Genomic DNA, 17,354 nt, shown 5'->3' on the forward strand with positions numbered 1-17,354 from the left:
ATGCATGAAGGTTGGAAGGGTACTGTAAAAGGTGGTGATAAGGCTCCAACCGGAAATTACTCATGGCTGTGTACATTCAGAGATTTTAAACGCATACTGCACGAGAAGACCGGAACGGTAACGGTTATAAGATAAAAATAACAAGGTACAATTAAATATAAAAAAGACCAGAAAATTTATTTTCTGGTCTTTTTTATATTAGAATACCGAAGTCTTTTATATATTGTTAAAATATTTTAAAATTTAAAGGTAAATCCAATAGCTAAAACTTCTTTAAATTGTATGCGTGGACCGTTTTCTTCAATTATACCATCGTTGTTTTTGTCAACAGCATTTATAACATCATCATCATAAATTAAGTTTGTTGAGATAGTGGCAGCAATGTATTTATTTACTTTCATTGAAACCAATGCTTCCCAGTTTATGTCAATATTTTCTGGATGTTTAATATAATTTGAAAAGAAATCTATTTTTGACTGGAAAGTAACATTTTTCACAACATCAGTTTTCCAGAATACTCTCATGTATCCTCCAAACTCAGATCTCATTTTTTTACCGTGAGAAATTAATTTTCCTGTAGTGTCATATGTTGCAGCTTCAACACCATATGAGCCGGCATCTGCCAGCAAAGTGCTGTTTACAATAGTTATTCTTCCAGTAACAGGAGCAATGAAAACTGATAGATTTTCACCTTTTTTAAAGTCCATACCTAATGCAGTTGTTAAGTAGGCAGGTGCAAGAAAATCAGATATTGTGACAGAATCATTAGGGTATTTATAACCAGGCGTCATTTGGGATTTGAAATTTATAAGAGCCGCATAAAACCAGTTTTTAAAAGCATCTCTACCATATTTTGAAGTGAAATCAAGCTTATCATCTGTCTTAATAATCTTTCCATCTGCACCTTGTTTTTGCATTCCATATCCTAAGTCCAGAAAGTTATCCCATGATGAGTGTTCACTTTTATATTTTGCAGAAAGGCTGAACAAGCTATTTATAGCAATACTATTTTGACCGCCGGCAGCCCAATTTGTGAAAGATGATTGAGAGAAATTTACACCTATTACACTACTGGTTTTCCACCCGTTTAAAGTATCACTATCTTTTGTTCTTAATTGTTTTTCGGGATCGACAACTTGTGCAAATGCTATTTTAGTGAACATTATTGCAACAAATAGAAGATATTTATTCATTTTGTTAAGTTTTTAAATTTTATAAAAAATAAAAACCCTTACGGATTGCAAGGGTTTAAAATATATAATAAAAATTATACTCCTACAACTTCTTTTATTTCAGGAATTTCACGACGAATTGCCATCTCAACACCATTTTTTAAAGTCATTAAGCTATGAGGACATGAACCACATGCACCTTGTAAATGAACTTTTACAACCAAATCGTCTGTTACCTCAACTAATTCGATATCTCCACCGTCATCTTGTAAATATGGACGAATAGAATCTATTGCTCCGTTTACTTTGTCTAAAATTTCTTGTTTTTCCATGATTATTTTTATTTAGTGATTTCTACTTTTTTTGTTTTTTCTTTTTGATTTCTTTCTTCAAGTGCAATTAATACTTTTTCAGCTAGGTTTGCAAAAGCCTTCCCATCTGCTCTATTGTTGTTTAATGCTACTGGAGTTCCTGCATCACCAGCTTCACAGATGCTCTGTACTATAGGAATTTGTCCTAATAAAGGAACTTCTAATTCTTCGGCTAATCTTTTACCTCCGCCATTTCCAAATAAATAATATTTATTTTCCGGAAGTTCTTCCGGTGTAAACCAAGCCATATTCTCAACTAAGCCAAGAACCGGAACATTAATGTCTTTATTTCTAAACATATTAACGCCTTTAAGTGCATCAGCTAAAGCAACTTCCTGAGGTGTGGTAACAATAACAACACCAGTAACAGCTACTGACTGAACTAATGTTAAATGAATATCACTTGTGCCAGGAGGCATATCAAGAACAACAACATCAAGTTCGCCCCAGTCGCCTTCTTCCATTAGTTGTTTAATTGCGCTGGTAGCCATTGCTCCGCGCCAGATTAATGCTTGTTCGCGACTTACAAAAAAACCTACCGATAATAATTTTACCCCAAATTTTTCTACTGTAGATATATATTCACGACCATCTATTTTTTTCATTGGAGGTTTTTCATCTTCTACCCCAAACATTTTTGGAACCGATGGACCATAAATGTCGGCATCAAATAGACCAACCTTTAAACCTTTATTTGCAAGAGCTACAGCTAAATTTGCTGCTACTGTTGATTTTCCTACTCCACCTTTACCAGATGCAACAGCAATAATTTTTTTTACATCTTTAAAAGGGATTCTTTCTTCTATTTTTCTCTGAGGAAAAATATTTTCAATCTCAAATTCAAGTTCGTTTCCAAATTTTTGATTTAAAGCCTGGATGCAAGCTCTTTTTACAGAATTAGCTAAAGCATCAACGGGTTTCTTGAATTGTAAAATGATTTTTACTTTCTTTTCATCACCTGAAATATTTACCAATATTCCTGATGAAACAATATCAGTCTTTTCTTCAGGGTGGTTAATTGTTTTTAGTACTTCAATGATTTTATCTTTATCCATCACAAATATTTTTCGCAAAATTACAAAAAAATAATTTATTTAGATTAATTCTTTACAAGGATCCCAAAAATGTTTATTAAAGTTGGTTATTTTATCGTTAATGATTTCTATCCCTTCATTTTTTAGTAAAATTTCCATTTCGTTTTCTGATGAAAAATGATGTTTACCGGTTAATAATCCTATTCGATTTACTACTCTATGGGCAGGAACATTTTTTAATCCATGTGTTTGGTTCATTGCCCAGCCAACCATTCTTGCCGATTTTGCAGAGCCTAGAAATTTTGCAATTGCACCGTAAGATGTAACTCTACCGTATGGAACTTGTCGGGCAACTTCATATACTTTTTCGAAAAACCCTGACTTGTTATCTAATAATGGATCCTGAATCTTATTGCTGAGTTTCTTCTTCATCTGGTGGTTCAGTTAAAGAGTTTTTGGAGTGAATCCTGAATTTTAAATATGTAATATTTTCACCTTTTTCCATAAATAAGGTTTCGTAATGGGTGCGAATACTTCTTATATCGTCGGCAAAATTTGTAGAATATAAATTATCAGTTTCAGTTAATATAGGCAAGTTGTTATAATTTAGTAATTTTCTTGTATAACTAAAAAGTGGAAAACTATCAGTTTTTAAATGTACTATTCCATCATTTTTTAAAAAAGTTCTGTACTTTGTTAAGAATGGTGATGAAGTAAGTCTTTTCTTTGTTCTTTTATTTTTTAATTGAGGATCGGGGAATGTAATCCAAATCTCATCAACTTCTGAATTGTCAAAAAAGGAGTCGATTAATTCTATTCTGGTTCTTAAAAATGCAGCATTAGAAATGTTTTCGTTAAATGATTGTTTTGCACCAACCCACATTCGCGATCCTTTTATATCTACACCTAAAAAATTTTTTTCGGGAAATCGTTTTGCGAGTCCAACTGTATATTCTCCTTTTCCGCAACCAAGCTCTAAAACAAGAGGGTTTTGATTCTTAAAAAATTCTTGTTTCCAGATTCCTTTAAACTTAAAAGTTGTGTTTAAAGCCTGATTAAATGGTACCTGCACAACGTTTGGCAAAGTTTCCATCTCGGCAAAACGTGCTAGTTTATTTTTTCCCACAATGCCAAAAATTATTTTACTTTTTCTATTCTAATGCCAATGTCTTCAACATTTTTAAGATTATCCATTCGCATTGCCTGTTCAATCTCAAAAGTATAGTTTCCTGAAGTTGGAAAAGTAATATCCTTTTTATATAAAAGCTGATTACTATAAATGTCGCCTAATCCACTACCTAGCCATTTCCCCTTATCATCTGCTAAAAGGCAGTTTACTGTATCTCTTAATTTATTACCGTTTGGAGCAATAATATTTATAAAAAGATACATATTACTTTTTTCGTAAAGTCCATTGTGTCGGATGTTAACATATACATTATTTATTGAATGTGTATCTGTTACAGGAACTGTAAACGAAATTATATTATTTCTGTTCCATACTGTTCCAGGTATTTCTTTGTTTTCTTCAAAATATCTTTTACTGTCGCATGAAATTACAACAGATAAAAGCAAGCAAAAACAAAATGTTTTAAATGCCTTTGTTAACATTACCTTGAGGTTTATTTCGGTTGCCCTGATTCCGACGGTTAAAATTATTTTTATTGTTTCTGTGTTTATTGTTATTGTTCTTTTTCTTGTCAAAACGGGTTAAGCTTTCTTGTCCCACAACATTTGTAAAGTCAAGGTTTTCGTCATTTTTAATTTTTTTCTCGACTTCATTAGTAACTTCAGCTTTAATCCCTTGTTTGTTTTGTGCCTGAATTTCAAGTAATCTTTCAACAGAAACAGCTATTAAATCGTTAAGATTGTCTTTTTCTTTTGAATACCATAACAATTTGCGGAAGATATCGGTTTTCTGAATATAAAGTGTTCCTTCTGTAGTTTCAATTTGTTCATATTTTTCAGGAAATCCTTTTCGTGCATCAACGTAAACATCTAGTTCGTAGTTTAAGCAACATTTTAACTTGCTACATTGTCCGGCAAGCTTTTGCGGGTTTAATGAGATATCCTGAATTCTAGCTGAATTTGTAGAAACAGAGTTAAAGTTTGACATCCAGGTAGCACAACAAAGTTCACGACCACAAGCACCAATACCGCCTATTCTTCCAGCTTCCTGGCGAGCTCCGATTTGTTTCATTTCAATTCTGACTTTGAATTCGGCTCCAAGAACTTTGATTAACTCTCTGAAATCTACTCGCTCGTCTGCTATATAATAAAAAATAGCTTTAGTTTTATCGCCCTGATATTCAACGTCACCTATTTTCATGTTAAGATTCAGGCTTACTGCCATTTTTCTTGCCCTGATCATAGTTTTTTCTTCAAGTGAAATAGCTTCTGCCCATTTTTCAATATCAGACCCTTTAGCTTTTCTATAGATTTTTTTAATGTCTGGATTGTCAGGCGAAACATTATATTTTCGCATTTGCTCAGAAACGAGATCTCCTATTAATGACACAATACCAATATCATGTCCGGGATTACTTTCTACAGCAACAACATCACCCTTTTTTAGTGGTAGATCATTTACATTTCTGTAAAAATACTTTCTGCTGTTTTTAAATCTTATTTCAGCAATATCTGTAACTGTTGCTGATGAAGGTACATCTTCTAACCAGTTAAATACATCAAGTTTATTACATGAGCTTGAAGCGTGGCATTGAGTAACGTTTCCTTCAGAACTTTCTATTTGGCATCCTCTTGTTATGCAATTTATATTATTCATTATCAGACCTATTGATTGAAAAAACTTAAAGGAGTTATTCTAAATTTTATTAATTCCTTTAATTTATTTAGAATGCAAAAATAGTCAGAAATTACGATTTAATAACACGTGCAATAGAAAGCATCATATCTAATAAAACAATTTTAGCACTTCCGTTTCTTTCTATGTGAAAATGAGCTTTTTCTACTTCGTCAACTATTTTAAAAACATTTCTTTGATTAATAAAACGATGAAATTTTGTACTGAATTCTGCTTCTTCAGGTCGTTGAATAACTTTTGTTCCGGCACCTTCGGTAATTAAAAAATTATCTCTTATAGTTTTAAGCATGAAAATTAAAAAATCTTTCTGTTTTTCTTTTGAATAGGAAGCAATTTCATCTACCTGCTTAATAATATCAACAATTGTAAAAGTAAAAGAAGCGCGCATTAAAAGTATGAAATTCTCTAAAAATTGCTGATTATTACCAGTATTTTCGAGCATTATAGAAGCTTTTATCATATTCCCTTCTGCAAGAAGAACTGCATTTTTAATATCATGCTCAGTTAGGTCTGACTGTTTTTGCAATGCTTCATATAAATCGGAATCTTTAATAGGTGGAATTTTAACTATTTGACATCTTGATAATAAAGTCGGCAAAAGTTGTTCGGTTTCTTCAGAAACTAAAATAAATACAGTTTTATCAGGTGGTTCCTCAAGAATTTTAAGAAGTTTATTTGCTGCTGCAATATTCATTTTCTCTGGAAGCCAAATTATCATACACTTATATTCGGCTTCAAAAGTTTTTAAATTTAGTTTTTTTATAATTTCAGCAGCTTCTTCTGCATAAATAACTCCTTGCTTATTTTCTCTGCCAATATGTGCATACCATTGCAGTGGAGTAAAATAAATGTCGGCTAAAAGCATTTCACGCCATTCTGCGAGAAATTCATTACATACCAGACTTTGTTCACCTGCCTTCATTAAAGGAAAAACAAAGTGCAAATCAGGGTGAATGAGTTTTTTATATTTTAAACATGAAATGCAGGTTCCACAACTATCGTCCTCCTGAGGATCTTCACAGTTAATATATTGAGAAAAGGCTACTGCCAGTCCAAGTTTTCCACATCCTTCGGGTCCGCTTAATAACAATGCATGAGGAATTCGGTTTTCTTTTTTAGCAAAAACGAGCGAACGCTTTACATTTTTTTGTCCAACTATCTCTGAAAACTTCATTTAACAATTGAAATAATTATTTTTTTATGCATTCAAAAGTAATTAAAAAATAATTCATAATTTAGGAGCCATTAAATAACTAAAACTTTTTATTCATGTTTTCAATCAACGACATAAATTTTAAAGGTAAAAAAGCCCTTATCAGGGTTGACTTTAACGTTCCTCTGAACCACAACAGGCAGGTAATGGACGATACTCGAATTAGAGAGTCAATTCCTACAATAAATAAAGTTTTAAATGATGGCGGTACGGTTATTTTAATGACTCACCTTGGTCGACCAAACGGATATGAAGCAGATTATTCTTTAACTCCAATAGTTCCTGTTTTATCAAAACTTCTTGGGCGTAATGTTATTTTTACACGTGATCTTTTTGGACCAAATACATTTAATGTATGTGGTAAAATGAAACCGGGTGAAGTTGCGATGATGGAAAATCTTCGTTTTTATCCTCAGGAAGAAAGTGGTGACGAAAAATTTGCTAAAGATATTGCATCATTAGGGGATGTTTATATTAATGATGCATTTGCAACATCACACAGAAGCCATGCATCGGTTTGCACTATTGCAAAATATTTTAAAGGCAGAAGCTACTTTGGTCTTTTACTTGAAGGCGAAATAAAAAATCTTGACAGAGTGTTATTTGATGCCCAGCCTTCATTTACAGCAATTATTGGTGGTGGTAAAGTTTCCACTAAAATTGGTATTATTAAGAATATTATAAACAAAGTTGACAATTTAATTATTGGTGGTGGAATGTCTTTTACATTTATGGAGGCATTGGGTGGAAAAGTTGGAGATTCAATAATTGAACGCGATAGAATTGATTTAGCAAAAAGTATTGTACAGGAAGTAATGTTAAAAGGAGTAAATTTATATTTACCAACTGATGCTGTTATTTCAAATGGCTTTTCAAACGAAGCACAATTTAAAACTGTTTCGTCTGATCATATTCCAAACGGATGGATGGGTTTAGATATCGGACCAAAATCATGTCGTCGTTTTGCTGAAATTATTAACCACTCTCAAACTATTTTATGGAATGGACCAATGGGAGTTTTTGAAATGGAAAATTTCAGACAGGGAACTAAATCTATTGCAATTGCTGTTGCCAGTGCAACAATCAGTGGCTCATTCTCATTAATTGGAGGTGGAGATACTGTTGCTGTTCTTAATCAGTTTAATCTAACCGATCAGATGAGTTATGTTTCAACCGGTGGTGGTGCTATGTTAGAATACCTTGAAGGTAAAGATTTGCCTGGCATTGAAGCAATTCGTGGGCCACAAACTGATGCCTTACCTGTAAAAGCGAAAGCAAGCGCTTCTAAATCGCATAAGAAAAAATAATAAATATTATTTTTTGATAATAAAATAAGGAAGAATCTATTTATAATAGGTTCTTCTTTTTTTTAACAGATGTTTTTCATTATAATTTATGTGAATTTTAGTTCATATATTTGAGTAATTGTTATAATTATAATTTTATGATACAAAATTTAAATATTCGTGGCTTGCAGGAAGCTGATTTACGTGGAAAAATTGTATTGGTTCGTGTTGACCATAACGTCGTAAAAAAGGGAGTTATTTATGATCCTTATCGTATTGATGCAACTTTTGGAACTCTATATTATATAAATGCAAAAGGTGGCAAAATAATACTTATGACACATGTTGGTCGTCCAAAAAATAAAAAAACCGGTGAGATAGAAATTCATGATAATACTTCTGTTGAGCCTATTGTTAATTATCTTCAGACAAAATTTCATATAAATGTAAGTGTTCCCGAATTTCATGCACATGAAAAAGATGGCTATTTGGGAGTCGAAACTTCTGTTAATCATTTAATCCGCGATTTAAAAGAAGGGAAAACAGATTGTATTTACCTCCCTAATACTCGTTGGTTTCAAGGTGAAGAATCAAAAGGTGACGAAGCAGAACGTTTCGCAAATCAGTTAGCAGGCTTAGCTGATATTTTTGTTAATGATGCTTTTGGTTCATGGCAACCTCATGCTTCTACGGTAAGAGTAAATAAATATTTGCCATCATATGCTGGTTTTTTAATGCAGAAAGAATTAATAAATCTTGAACGCATTTTTAATCCAGAACAACCATTTGTGGCAGTTGTTGCAGGTTCAAAATTTGACACTAAAATTGAACCTTTGTATGCATTGTTAAAAAAAGCTGATTACCTTGTTCTCGGAGGTGTAATTTACAATGCATATTTATGTGCAAAATATAATTTGCAGATAAGAGGTATAGAACCTGATGATATGGAGCATGCCAAAAAATTTGTTGAATATGCACAGCAGTTTCCAGGTAAGCTTATTGAGCTTCCATATATTGTTGAATCTGACACAATGGATGGTAAAATTGAAGGCAAAAACCGTGTACACGATATAAGAAAAATAGCTTCGGGCACAAGTTTAAATTATGTGCTAGATGTTGCAGCAGAATCATTTCATGAAGAAAATGTTATTGAGATTTTCCATAGTGCAAAAACAATTTTTGTAAACGCTGTTATGGGATTTACTCCTCATTTTAATGAAGGCACAATAGCGCTTGACGAACTTATTGATAAAAGTCCTGAGTCTGTTAAACTTTACGGTGGAGGAGATACAATGCAGGAATTAAAACGATTACTTCCAGGTTTGTATATTGTTGCTCTTGATAGTCCAAGGTATTATATTTTTACAGGTGGTGGAGCAGTTTTAAAGGCAATACAAGAAGGCACTTATGAAGGAATCGCACCGGTAAAAGCATTAATGAAATAGCTGGTTTTTATTAAGTAGTTTTATGTCATGAGAATTTTAGTAGCATTTGTTATTTGTTTTATCTTTTTAATTCAGAGTAGTTTTTCTCAGAATCATTCAGCATTTTATCAGTCTGTTGTTAATGATGTAAAATATGATTCAGTATTAAATTATCTGAAAAAAGTGGAATTATTAGGAGTTAAAAGTCCTGGAACTAATGCACTTGTTAATGCTAAAAACTGGTTGGTAAATAAATATACTTCTTTTGGTTATTCAAATATTCAGATTGATACGTTTACAGATAACGGAGATGTGTTGTATAATGTTATTGTAACTAAAACGGGAACACTTTATCCTAATACATATTTAATTGTATGTGGTCATTATGACTCAAAATCCGGATGGAGTGGAGGAAGTCCCGGTGTTAATGATAATGGGAGTGGAGTTAGTGTAATTTTAGAAATTGCAAGGTTACTTAAAAATGTAAATACAGAATATTCTATAAAATTTATAAACTTTACTGCCGAAGAAACCGGATATACCGGAAGTTTAAATTATTTAAACAATATTGTTATTCCTCAGAACTTAGATATTCGACTTGTTTTTAATATCGACGAGGTTGGTGGAGTAGCAGGGCAGGTAAATGATATTATTAAATGCGAGAGCGATCAATCAAGTCCTTTAGTGAATAATGTTACTTCAGCTGCATTTACTGACACTTTAATGACTTTAACCAGTCTTTATTCAAATCTGGGAACAAACAACACTAATGCATACGGGAGCGATTATGTGCCATTTCAAAATCAGGAATATATAATTACAGGTTATTTTGAGAATAATCAGTCTCCTGTTGTTCATAGCTCAAATGATGACCTGTCACACCTGGATACTTCTTATGTGTATGAAATAGCTCAAGCAGCAACAGGCGCAACTCTTTATTTAGCGCGAGCTTATGAAAATTCTAATGTAATTAGCGAACAGGAAACAAATGTGATTATAAATGTATTCCCCACACCTGTTCAAAACCAGCTTAATATTAATTCTTGTGTTCAAATTTCCAAAATTGAGATATTTGATATTCAAGGCAAGTTGGTATTGAAAATGGCTTTGCCAAACCAATATCAGAACAGTATTAGTTTTTCAGATTTTAAAAATGGAATATATCATTACAGAGTAATTGATACCAATGGAGATATTCTTAAATCAGGAACTTTGGTAAAAGCAACCAATTAATTATTTTAACTTTTTTTTACAGTTAAAATCCTAAAACGTTTATTTGGGAAACCCATATACGTTGTTAGGAAACTCGTTATTGTATTTTGTGTATTCTAGAAATATATTTGATGAAAAAGTGAGATGATTAATGTTTACTAAAATCCAAATATTATGAAAATAGCAATTTTTAGCTTTATGCTTATAATTCTTGGTTGCTTAAATTCAAAAGCACAATGTCCAAATGCAGGTATAGATTTTAGTGTATGTGGTAAATTTGCATATGTTTGTGCAACACCTTGTACAGGCTTTACAAATGGGCAATGGCATGCACCTGGTAGTGGAATTGCTTATTATGATGCCTTAAATGGAACATACACTCCTTCAAACCAGTATTTGCCATGTACTTGGATTAGATACTCTGGAATGAATGACACTGTAAATATGGTATGGTCTGAATTTAATGGTTCTATCTATTTATATGACACTGTTAAAATATATTTTGCTTCTATTCAGCCAGCAATTTCTTTAGTTGATCCGGCAGATTCCATGGTATGTGGTACTGTTTATACATTGTTAAGTGCACAGTATCCTGCATATGGTTATGGTTATTGGATTGATGGCGATAGTTTAACAGCATTTACACCGAATCCTTTAACCCCATCGCCAATTGCTACTGTAAATACAAATAATTATGGTGATCATAATTATTATTGGGTTACTGTTAACGGATTATGTAGAGACACATCTGATGCAGTTCACGTGAATTTTATTGAATATCCAATCGCTAATGCGGGTCCAGACACATCTATACTTGGCTTAACAACTGCTTTTAGCGGTGTTTGGGATTCGATTGGTGTTGGACAATGGAATTGCATAAATAGCATTTATTCTTATGTTTTTGATGTGCATTCGCCAATGTCAAATGTAGAAGTGTATACTGCTGGAACATATATTTTTGTATGGCAAGTAAATAATTTTGGTTGTTTTGATTCAGATACAGTTCAAATTACATTTAATAATGTTAGTTCAAATTATTCCGAAGATTTTGAATATAATATTAAATTTTATCCAAATCCTGCAAATAATAATATTAATATAAGTATTGGTAACTATTCAGAGGAGGTTAATATTCAAATTAATGATAAATTAGGAAATGAAAACATTAAACAAATAATTTCACCAAATAAGCAGTCAATTGAATTAAATATTCAGAATTTAAATTCAGGAATTTATTTTATTAAGCTTACTGATAAAAATGGGAATATTTTAGGGACTGAAAAGTTTATGAAAGAATACAAGTAACATTATGAAAAATATAATTCTAATATTTGTTATATTTAATTTGTTTTTAATAAAAATTAGTGCTAGTGATATTAATAATAAAACTATGCATACAGAAACAATAATAAGCAATTGTCTTTCCGAAATAAATGCCGATAGCATAAGAAGCACCATGCTGGCATTAGAAAATATGGGAACTCGATATTATTTGGCTAATAATAGAAAAGCAGTTGCAGTATGGATTAGAAGTAAATTTCAGTCATATGGTTATAATAATGCATATATTGATTCTTTTGAAGTGACTAATTCTTTAGGTACTACAATGCAATATAATGTAGTAGCTACTTTAGAAGGAACAACAAATCCGGAGATTTTTTATGCTGTTGGTGCACATCATGATTGTAGTTCGAATTCAACTCCATTACTTTTGGCACCTGGTGCAGATGATAATGCAAGTGGTACGGCAGCTACTTTAGAAATAGCTCGTATTCTGAAAAAGACAAATTTTCATTCTGTGTCAAGTATTCGATTTATTACTTTTGCACTAGAAGAAGGTGGGCTTCGTGGAAGTGAATTTTACGCATTAAAAGCGCGTAAAACCAATCAGGATTTGCGTATGTTGATAAATTGTGATATGATTTCAAATGCTCAAACACCTGCTCCGTGGACAATTCATTTACAAAAATATGATAATTCTGCCTGGGTTTCATCACTTGCAAAATATATTATATTAAATTACACGCTACTACAAATACATGAAGTAATGTATAATAGTAATCAATCTGATAGTTATAGTTTTTTTAGTTATCACTTTCCAACAATTTTTTTAGAGGAACTTGAATTCAGTAATTTTTATCATTCAAATGCCGATACTGTTGGAAATTGCAATGTGTTATATTGTGCTGAAATTACAAAAGTTGCATGTGGAATGTTATTGCAGCAATCATTGCATCCGGAAGTTGTAAATGTGCAAGCTGTTATAAAGAATAACTATGTTAAAGTTTTATGGAATAAAAGTAAAGAAACTAATGTTATTGGTTATAATGTCTATAAATCATTAAATCCTGCTTCTGGCTTTACTAAATTGAATAGTGCTCCTATTAACAATAATGATACAATTTTTATTGATCCATCACCTACTCCATTGATACAATCTTACTATTCAGTAGTTACACTTGATTCTGGTTTAGTTGAAGGTGAAATATTTAATTATGATTCTGTGATGAAACTTCCACTAAATCAAGGAATATTAATTGTTGATGATTCTAAAAATGAATATTTAAATCCCATAGATTCTGTTGTAGATAGTTTTTATGATTCGTTATTTAGTGCATACACTATTCATAAATATGACATTGAAGCTTCCGGGGCACTCAAATTATCAGATATAGGTAATTATAGTACTGTAATCTTTTATGGAGGTTGGTTTACTCAAAATTCTCCTAATTTACAAAACGTACTAAAATATTATTTAAAGTCAGGTGGTAATTTGTTAATTACAGTAAATCGCTTTCATCAACTTTCTGACTGGAATAATTCTAATGTGTTTTATCCAAATAGTATTTGTTATGATTTTTTAAAATGTGATAGTTTTTATGTCGATAATAATTCCTGTTTTTTTAAAGCAAACCCATTATCGTCAGGCTACCCTACAATGCAGATTGATACTTTAAAGACTCCAACTTTAAATAATCACCATCTACGATTAATAGAAGCTTTGTATAAACAGAATGATGCAAATTATATTTATTCGTATGATACTAAATTTGATTCATCTAGTGTGCAGGGCAGTATGAAAGGGATGCCGATTGGTATTGAATATATTGGAAATGATTATAAGTTGATTGAACTAAGTTTTGCACTTTGGTATATGAACTTTAATGATGCAAAAGCATTTATTAATTATACTATGCAAAATGTTTTTAACGAAACTTCTTCTGTTCCCGAAACAAATGCAAATATTGGTAACAATGTGCTATTTAATTGTTATCCTAATCCTTTTAGCTCAACAACTACAATAAAATATTATTTATCTGAATCAGATAATGTAAATCTTGCAATTTATGATATAACCGGAAAATTAGTCTCTGAATTAGTAAATAAGCCACAATCTTTTGGAGCATATACTTATACTTTTAATAGTGAAAAATTAAATAATGGTATTTATTTTTGTAAGCTTAAAACAACTAAGTATTCCGAAACAACTAAAATGGTACTTTTAAAATAGCTTATTACTAAAATATAAATGGAGTAATATTTCAACGTGAAATTATTATCCCTAATAATCAGCCAAATACAAATTATTTTTCAATTAACTATAATATTAGTTGACAAACTAAGTTTATAGTTGTATATTTGTATTGAAAAATTATTTGATAATGAAAGAACTTACAAAAGCAGAAGAGCAGGTAATGCAAAATCTCTGGAAATTAGAAAAGGGATTTGTGAAAGATGTAGTCGAACTTTTTGATGATCCAAAACCTGCATATAATACAGTTTCAACAATAATTAGAATTCTTGAGAAAAAGGGATTTGTTTCATATAAAGCATATGGAAATACATATGAATATTTTCCTGTTGTTAGCAAAGAAGAGTATACTCAAAAAACAATGAAAAAATTTGTAGGAAATTATTTTGAAAATTCCTTTCAATCTATGTTTTCGTATTTTTCTAAAAACGAAAATCTGTCGTTAAAAGAACTCGAAGAACTTAAAGCGATTATTGAAAAAGAAATTAATTCTAAAAAGAAATAAATATGACTGATATTTTTTTATATCTGCTTAAAGTAACTGCATGCACTGCGGCATTTTACTTTATTTATTTTGCTTTTTTAAAGAACGAAACTTTTTTTAAGCTAAATAGGTTTTATTTAATTTTTACGGTTGTAAGTTCTTTTATTCTGCCACTGTTTCATTTTTCTAATCAAACAATTAAACTTCCATCAACCTTTTCAGAAACTTTAAATACTGTTAATGTCTTTTCAAATCAATCTTTGGTTTCGAATTATAGTTTAAACATGCTTTCAATAATTCTATTTTTATATATAGGTATTACATCATTTTTTCTATTCAGATATTTATTTAGAATAATAATACTGGCTTCAAATTTTATAAATAAATCAGAAATTATTTCTGGTGGAGATTATAAGTTGATAAAAACAAATAAAGACATTCCACCTTGTTCATTCTTTAATTATATAATAATTCCAAACAGGCTTATAGACTCAAGTGATTTGCCCAAAATTTTAACTCATGAAAATGTTCATGTAAAGCAAATGCATAGTGTAGATAATCTTTTAATAGAGTTAATCACAGCTTTGTTATGGTTTAATCCTTTTGTCTGGAAAATTAAAACTGCAATAAAAAATACCCATGAATATCTGGCTGATGAAGGAGTTGTTGAGCAGGGCTTCGACACAACCGGATATCGTCTGCTCCTTTTAGAACATGCTGTTGGTTTTAAGCTTGGGTTAGCCAACAACTTAAATCAATCAATAACTTTAAAAAGAATGCTTATGTTAAACAAATCAAAGTCAAATTGGGCGGCAAAACTAAAAGTATTGTCGGTTATACCTGTATTGTTTCTTCTGATAGGAGTTTTTTCCTGTGAATCTGAAATGAAAAATCCTGAAAACATTGTAAAAGATGCTTTGTCATCAGATCAATCAACAGAAGCTAATGAAATAAATGCTACAGATTCAGTATTTAATGAAGTTGAAAATGCTCCTGAATTTCCGGGTGGTACTAATGAATTAATGAATTTTATTGCTACTAATGTTAAGTATCCTCAGGTAGCGAAAGAAAACGGTATTACCGGAAAAGTATTTGTGCAATTTGTTGTTTCAAAGGATGGTAGTGTAAAGGATGTTAAAATTGCAAAAGGTGTAGATAAATTTCTCGATGAAGAAGCCATGCGTGTAATAAAATCTTTACCAGACTGGACTCCTGGTAAAAACAGAGGTGTAGCTGTTAATGTTCAATTTACAATTCCAATAAATTTTCAGCTTAATTAGCGGATAAATTATTGTAAACGGGCAGAATTATTTTTTCGTTAAAACATATTACCTTAGCAAAAAATAATTCTACCCTTTATGAATTTCGATTTAATAGTTTTAGGATCTGGACCTGGTGGCTACGTAGCAGCAATCAGAGCATCACAATTAGGATTAAAAACAGCAGTTATTGAACGCTCAGAACTGGGCGGAATTTGCCTTAATTGGGGATGTATTCCTACAAAATCATTATTAAAAAGTGCTCAGGTTTTAGAGTATGCAAAACATTCAGCAGATTATGGAATAATTGTAAATGATGCCAGACCTGATTTTGAAAAAGTAATTGCTCGTAGTCGTGCTGTTGCCGAAGGAATGAGTAAAGGTGTTCAGTTTTTATTAAAGAAAAATAAAATTGAAGTAATTGCAGGTACAGGTAAATTAATCGGGAATAAAGAAGTTCAGGTTACTGCAGCCGATGGAAATGTTCAAACATTTTCTGCAACAAATATTATTATTGCTACAGGAGCTCGTTCGCGTGAATTGCCAAGCTTAAAACAGGACGGAGTTAAAATAATAGGATATCGTCAGGCACTAACTTTACCAACATTGCCAAAATCAATGGTAGTTGTGGGTTCCGGAGCAATAGGCAGCGAAATTGCATATTTTTATAATGCAATGGGAACAAAAGTTACAATAGTTGAATTTATGCCAAATATTGTTCCTTTGGAAGATGAGGAAGTCAGCAAACAACTTGCACGATCATTTAAAAAAGTGGGAATTGAGATTTTACTTGAGGCTAATGTTACAGGAGTAGATTTCGAAAATGATATTTGTAAAGTTAATATCGAAACTAAAAAAGGAAATCAGACAATTGAAGCAGAAATAGTTTTATCGGCAGTTGGAATTACTCCAAATTTAGAAAATATCGGAATCGAGGAATTAGGAATTGAATTGGAAAAAGGAAAAATAAAAGTAGATGATTTTTATAGAACAAATATTCCTGGTGTTTTTGCAATTGGAGATATAGTTCATGGACAGGCATTAGCCCATGTGGCTTCTGCAGAAGGAATTATTTGTGTTGAGAAAATAGCCGGTCAAAATCCTCATCCACTTAATTATAATAATATTCCAGGATGTGTTTATACAACTCCTGAAGTAGCATCAGTTGGAATGACTGAAAAACAAGCAATAGAAAAAGGTCATGAAATAAAAGTTGGAAAATTTCCATTTTCAGCATCAGGTAAAGCAAGTTCAGCAGGAAATAAAGATGGCTTTATAAAACTTATTTTTGATGCAAAATATGGTGAACTTTTAGGAGCTCACATGATTGGACTTAATGTTACAGAAATGATTGCTGAATTAGTTGTTGCAAGAAATTTAGAAACAACGGGTCATGAATTAATTAAATCTGTGCATCCGCATCCAACAATGAGTGAGGCAATAATGGAAGCTGCTGCTGCTGCATACGGCGAAGTTATACACCTATAAAACTTTAATACTTTTTTTGTGTACTAAAAGAATCTTGCTCCAAATTATTTTGCAG

The 17,354-nt window shown here is 31.5% G+C and carries 16 protein-coding genes; 8 read left to right on the top strand and 8 right to left on the bottom strand.

Annotation, left to right across the window (positions count from 1 at the left end; all coding sequences use genetic code 11):
• Window positions 1-236 precede the first annotated feature (236 nt).
• The 8 genes from HY951_10240 to HY951_10275 form a co-directional block, all read right to left on the bottom strand.
• Entirely contained in the window at window positions 237-1,193 is a 957-nt protein-coding gene (locus HY951_10240; protein ID MBI5540426.1) for a DUF3078 domain-containing protein, read from the bottom strand.
• A gap of 74 nt (window positions 1,194-1,267) precedes the next feature.
• Window positions 1,268-1,504, bottom strand: coding sequence for a NifU family protein (locus tag HY951_10245; GenBank protein ID MBI5540427.1), 237 nt, complete (start codon window positions 1,502-1,504; stop codon window positions 1,268-1,270).
• Between the two features lie 8 nt (window positions 1,505-1,512).
• A complete protein-coding gene (locus HY951_10250) occupies window positions 1,513-2,598 on the bottom strand; it encodes an Mrp/NBP35 family ATP-binding protein (protein ID MBI5540428.1) in 1,086 nt (361 codons plus the stop codon).
• Window positions 2,599-2,637: 39 nt separating this feature from the next.
• A complete protein-coding gene (locus tag HY951_10255; protein ID MBI5540429.1) occupies window positions 2,638-3,009 on the bottom strand; it encodes an MGMT family protein in 372 nt (123 codons plus the stop codon).
• On the bottom strand, window positions 2,987-3,703 hold the full coding sequence (gene trmB / locus HY951_10260) for a tRNA (guanosine(46)-N7)-methyltransferase TrmB (protein ID MBI5540430.1): 717 nt from the start codon (window positions 3,701-3,703) through the stop codon (window positions 2,987-2,989). The genes HY951_10255 and trmB overlap by 23 nt, the downstream gene beginning before the upstream one ends.
• Before the next feature lie 11 nt (window positions 3,704-3,714).
• A complete protein-coding gene (locus HY951_10265; protein MBI5540431.1) occupies window positions 3,715-4,188 on the bottom strand; it encodes a gliding motility lipoprotein GldH in 474 nt (157 codons plus the stop codon).
• Window positions 4,169-5,362 carry a hypothetical protein gene (locus HY951_10270; protein ID MBI5540432.1) on the bottom strand — a complete coding sequence of 398 codons (1,194 nt, stop codon included), beginning with the start codon at window positions 5,360-5,362 and terminating at the stop codon, window positions 4,169-4,171. Before HY951_10270 ends, HY951_10265 begins: the two co-directional genes overlap by 20 nt.
• 91 nt (window positions 5,363-5,453) lie before the next feature.
• Window positions 5,454-6,575, bottom strand: a complete 1,122-nt coding sequence (locus HY951_10275) for a DNA polymerase III subunit delta (protein ID MBI5540433.1) — start codon at window positions 6,573-6,575, stop codon at window positions 5,454-5,456.
• Between the two features lie 95 nt (window positions 6,576-6,670).
• Here HY951_10275 and HY951_10280 point away from each other — a divergent pair, with 95 nt between their 5' ends.
• The 8 genes from HY951_10280 (at window position 6,671) to lpdA (ending at window position 17,299) form a co-directional block, all read left to right on the top strand.
• Window positions 6,671-7,921, top strand: a complete 1,251-nt coding sequence (locus tag HY951_10280) for a phosphoglycerate kinase (GenBank protein MBI5540434.1) — start codon at window positions 6,671-6,673, stop codon at window positions 7,919-7,921.
• 137 nt (window positions 7,922-8,058) lie between these two features.
• Window positions 8,059-9,345, top strand: a complete 1,287-nt coding sequence (locus tag HY951_10285; protein ID MBI5540435.1) for a phosphoglycerate kinase — start codon at window positions 8,059-8,061, stop codon at window positions 9,343-9,345.
• 27 nt (window positions 9,346-9,372) lie between these two features.
• Complete coding sequence (locus HY951_10290; GenBank protein MBI5540436.1) at window positions 9,373-10,557, top strand: M28 family peptidase; 1,185 nt, start codon at window positions 9,373-9,375, stop codon at window positions 10,555-10,557.
• Window positions 10,558-10,710: 153 nt separating this feature from the next.
• Complete coding sequence (locus HY951_10295; protein ID MBI5540437.1) at window positions 10,711-11,841, top strand: T9SS type A sorting domain-containing protein; 1,131 nt, start codon at window positions 10,711-10,713, stop codon at window positions 11,839-11,841.
• A gap of 4 nt (window positions 11,842-11,845) precedes the next feature.
• On the top strand, window positions 11,846-14,047 hold the full coding sequence (locus tag HY951_10300; GenBank protein MBI5540438.1) for a M28 family peptidase: 2,202 nt from the start codon (window positions 11,846-11,848) through the stop codon (window positions 14,045-14,047).
• 151 nt (window positions 14,048-14,198) lie between these two features.
• The gene (locus HY951_10305; protein ID MBI5540439.1) at window positions 14,199-14,573 is read left to right on the top strand and encodes a BlaI/MecI/CopY family transcriptional regulator; all 375 of its coding nucleotides are present in this window, start codon (window positions 14,199-14,201) and stop codon (window positions 14,571-14,573) included.
• 2 nt (window positions 14,574-14,575) lie between these two features.
• Window positions 14,576-15,832: a M56 family metallopeptidase gene (locus HY951_10310; GenBank protein MBI5540440.1), complete on the top strand. Its 1,257-nt coding sequence runs from the start codon at window positions 14,576-14,578 to the stop codon at window positions 15,830-15,832.
• 78 nt (window positions 15,833-15,910) lie between these two features.
• Window positions 15,911-17,299, top strand: a complete 1,389-nt coding sequence (lpdA, locus tag HY951_10315) for a dihydrolipoyl dehydrogenase (GenBank protein ID MBI5540441.1) — start codon at window positions 15,911-15,913, stop codon at window positions 17,297-17,299.
• Window positions 17,300-17,354 lie beyond the last annotated feature (55 nt).

It is taken from the genome of Bacteroidia bacterium (genome assembly GCA_016218155.1).
GTDB lineage: Bacteria > Bacteroidota > Bacteroidia > Bacteroidales > GWA2-32-17 > GWA2-32-17.

Bases quoted from the DNA above. Each gene is read 5' to 3' on its own strand.
- HY951_10240 (MBI5540426.1), bottom strand. From the start codon at position 1,193: ATGAATAAATATCTTCTATTTGTTGCAATAATGTTCACTAAAATAGCA.
- HY951_10245 (MBI5540427.1), bottom strand. From the start codon at position 1,504: ATGGAAAAACAAGAAATTTTAGACAAAGTAAACGGAGCAATAGATTCT.
- HY951_10250 (MBI5540428.1), bottom strand. From the start codon at position 2,598: ATGGATAAAGATAAAATCATTGAAGTACTAAAAACAATTAACCACCCT.
- HY951_10255 (MBI5540429.1), bottom strand. From the start codon at position 3,009: ATGAAGAAGAAACTCAGCAATAAGATTCAGGATCCATTATTAGATAAC.
- HY951_10265 (MBI5540431.1), bottom strand. From the start codon at position 4,188: ATGTTAACAAAGGCATTTAAAACATTTTGTTTTTGCTTGCTTTTATCT.
- HY951_10270 (MBI5540432.1), bottom strand. From the start codon at position 5,362: ATGAATAATATAAATTGCATAACAAGAGGATGCCAAATAGAAAGTTCT.
- HY951_10275 (MBI5540433.1), bottom strand. From the start codon at position 6,575: ATGAAGTTTTCAGAGATAGTTGGACAAAAAAATGTAAAGCGTTCGCTC.
- HY951_10280 (MBI5540434.1), top strand. From the start codon at position 6,671: ATGTTTTCAATCAACGACATAAATTTTAAAGGTAAAAAAGCCCTTATC.
- HY951_10285 (MBI5540435.1), top strand. From the start codon at position 8,059: ATGATACAAAATTTAAATATTCGTGGCTTGCAGGAAGCTGATTTACGT.
- HY951_10290 (MBI5540436.1), top strand. From the start codon at position 9,373: ATGAGAATTTTAGTAGCATTTGTTATTTGTTTTATCTTTTTAATTCAG.
- HY951_10295 (MBI5540437.1), top strand. From the start codon at position 10,711: ATGAAAATAGCAATTTTTAGCTTTATGCTTATAATTCTTGGTTGCTTA.
- HY951_10300 (MBI5540438.1), top strand. From the start codon at position 11,846: ATGAAAAATATAATTCTAATATTTGTTATATTTAATTTGTTTTTAATA.
- HY951_10305 (MBI5540439.1), top strand. From the start codon at position 14,199: ATGAAAGAACTTACAAAAGCAGAAGAGCAGGTAATGCAAAATCTCTGG.
- HY951_10310 (MBI5540440.1), top strand. From the start codon at position 14,576: ATGACTGATATTTTTTTATATCTGCTTAAAGTAACTGCATGCACTGCG.
- lpdA (MBI5540441.1), top strand. From the start codon at position 15,911: ATGAATTTCGATTTAATAGTTTTAGGATCTGGACCTGGTGGCTACGTA.